This is a genomic window from Pseudoalteromonas sp. Isolate3 (genome assembly GCF_022398505.1).
Classification (GTDB): Bacteria; Pseudomonadota; Gammaproteobacteria; order Enterobacterales; family Alteromonadaceae; genus Pseudoalteromonas; species Pseudoalteromonas apostichopi.
Map to the genome: position 1 here is coordinate 1 of NZ_JAKEVN010000216.1, position 2,732 is coordinate 2,732.

2 protein-coding genes and 1 rRNA gene are annotated in these 2,732 nt (G+C 39.5%); 1 reads left to right on the forward strand and 2 read right to left on the reverse strand.

Annotated features, from left to right (window positions below):
• A 16S ribosomal RNA gene (locus tag L1D46_RS20275) occupies positions 1–116 on the reverse strand; the annotation flags it as partial.
• Between the two features lie 590 nt (positions 117–706).
• Between L1D46_RS20275 and L1D46_RS20280 the strand changes: the two genes are divergently transcribed.
• Positions 707–2,125: a sodium:alanine symporter family protein gene (locus L1D46_RS20280; RefSeq protein WP_239978137.1), complete on the forward strand. Its 1,419-nt coding sequence runs from the start codon at positions 707–709 to the stop codon at positions 2,123–2,125.
• A gap of 17 nt (positions 2,126–2,142) precedes the next feature.
• Here the strand turns inward: L1D46_RS20280 and L1D46_RS20285 are convergent, their stop codons facing one another.
• Positions 2,143–2,589: a hypothetical protein gene (locus L1D46_RS20285; protein WP_130051800.1), complete on the reverse strand. Its 447-nt coding sequence runs from the start codon at positions 2,587–2,589 to the stop codon at positions 2,143–2,145.
• Positions 2,590–2,732 lie beyond the last annotated feature (143 nt).

The following is a 2,732-nucleotide window of genomic DNA, read 5'->3' on the forward strand; positions in this document are numbered from 1 at the left end:
TCACCCGTCCGCCGCTCGACGCCAGAGGTGCAAGCACCTCTTCGTTTCCGCTCGACTTGCATGTGTTAGGCCTGCCGCCAGCGTTCAATCTGAGCCATGATCAAACTCTTCAATTAAAAGTTTTTTCTGTCCCTAAGGACATGCTCAATGAATTCTGAATTTTGATTCTTTCGAATCGAATTGACTGTGCTGAAACAAGTAAACTTGTTTCCGTTGGTCACTCAGTTCAATTGAGACTCTAAATTTGTTTGCGTCATCTAGCGAACTAGAATCGGCTGTTAGAACTCAATCTGTACGAGTGCCCACACAGATGATTGCTTTATATTGTTAAAGAACGTTGCGACGTTGTCGCTAGGGATGCGTATAATACATCCTTAATTTTTCGAGTCAATACTTAATTTTAAACTTTCTTTTAGACCGTTTTAAACCGAAGTTTTACTTAACTCTCTGCTACGTTGTTCAGCGTCTTTCGTTGCTGCCCGCCGTGTCAGTGGGGTCGCATTATAGGGAGATGGATTTTTTACGCAAGCACTTTTTGCAGGTTTTTTTGCTTATTTTCAAATTAGCTAGATACCCACCAAATGCAAACAAGTTACCCACAAACAACTGTGGATAACTGACGTTTTTTAGCAGAATAACTAAACTCTCCTCACTTGTTATGGTAACTTGCGCCGCAGATTTTCCACTCGCTCACAAGGCAAGAAAAATGACAGACATTATAAATAGTATAAGTGGCCTCCTTTGGGGCCACATTCTGGTTTACCTCTTAATAGCTGCGGGGCTATTTTTTACACTTCGACTTGGTTTTATTCAATTCACGCAATTCCCGCATATGATCAAAGTTATGTTTCAGAGCCGACAAGGTTCTGGCGACGGCATTTCTTCATTCCAAGCATTTTGTACTTCATTAGCAGCTCGAGTGGGTACGGGTAATATGGCAGGTGTTGCCGTTGCACTTTATTTAGGTGGCGCAGGCGCAATTTTTTGGATGTGGCTTATTGCATTAATAGGTATGGCAACAAGTTTTGCAGAGAGTACCCTTGCCCAAGCATATAAAACGGTCGATGAAGAGGGCAACTTTCGTGGAGGTCCTGCTTATTATATGGAATATGGTTTGGGTAAACGTTGGATGGGAGTCATTTTCTCGCTTTGTCTTATTCTTGCTTTTGGTTTGGTATTTAATGCTGTTCAATCAAACTCTATAGCAGCTGCATTTAATGTCGCTTTTGGTATTCCAAACTATGTTGTTGGTATCGCCTTAGTATTAGGTTCTGGCATTATCATTTTCGGCGGCTTAAAAACCATTTCACGTTTTGCAGAAATGGTTGTGCCCTTTATGGCATTTGCGTATTTGTTAGTTGCACTTTATGTATGTGCCATGAACTACGATTTATTACCAAATGTATTTATGCATGTTATTAATAGTGCCTTTGGTATAGAGCAAGCAGGCGCTGGTGCTATTGGTTATGGTGTAATGCAGGCCATGATCCAGGGTATTAAACGTGGTTTGTTCTCTAATGAAGCCGGTATGGGTAGCGCTGCGAACGCTGCTGCAACGGCAACACCGAACCCACCGCATCCTGCCTCACAAGGTTATGTGCAAATGTTAGGTGTATTTGTAGATACAATAATTATCTGTACAGCAACTGCAGCCCTTATTTTATTATCACAACAGCTAATACCTGATTCAGGAGTAACAGGTATTGCGTTAACACAAGCTGCACTTGAAGAACATGTTGGTAGTTGGGGAGCAACGTTTGTTGCAATTGCCATTTTGTTTTTTGCATTTACATCTATTGTTGCTAATTATTCTTATGCCGAAACCAATTTATTGTTTTTAGAGCATAACCATGCATCGGGTATGTTGATCTTCCGATTACTAGTACTTGGTATGGTGATGTTTGGTGCTCTAGGCGAATTGCCACTAGTGTGGACCCTTGCAGATGTTTCAATGGGTTTAATGGCTATCGTTAACGTAATCGCTTTATTTATGTTATCGGGTGTCGTTATTTGGTTAGCGAAGGATTACAATACACAACGTAAAGAAGGTAAATTACCTACTTTTGATCCTTCGCAAAACAAAAAACTCGATCAAACCATTCCTAAAGGCGCGTGGCGCAAATAATCAAGTTTAATTAATGTTTAATTGGGGAGCGTTTGTGCTCCCTTTTTTGTATCTGCTAACTTTTCAAAAACAGACAATATGAATGTAATTTGCTGTTCGTTAAGCTTTGACTCGAGTTGCATGACAAGCTGCTCTTTGATTTGCGCTTTTAATGTTTGTCTTTGCTTGGCAGTTAATAATGGCTGCGATTGTTGATGATAAGCTTGCACGGCAGTGAGCGTATCCATCACCACGTCATTATCAAAGTCAATTAACGCTGTTTTAGCATTACTGATAGCCCGTTCAGATTTTTCAAAGACTGTGGATACTTGACCAACAAGCACGCTAACTTCATGAATTTTAAGTACATCGTTAATGTTCGACATAATAATAGCAACAGGAATAAGTACTAATGAGATTGCTAAACATAGCCCAAACACTGCACCAACCCAGAACTGATTTAAACCACCTTTAAATTGCTCCATTATCTTTCCTTGATCCCATTTATTTAATTCAGTTGTACCAGTTCAAAGTTTTATACTGCAAACTTTTTAACTAATTTGAAAAAGAATAAGGAAACTATAAAGCTATTTAGTGAAATAAAAAACAATTAGATTAATTTATAAAC

Excerpts from the sequence above, each read along its gene's own strand:
- L1D46_RS20280 (WP_239978137.1), top strand. The coding sequence starts at position 707 with ATGACAGACATTATAAATAGTATAAGTGGCCTCCTTTGGGGCCACATT.
- L1D46_RS20285 (WP_130051800.1), bottom strand. The coding sequence starts at position 2,589 with ATGGAGCAATTTAAAGGTGGTTTAAATCAGTTCTGGGTTGGTGCAGTG.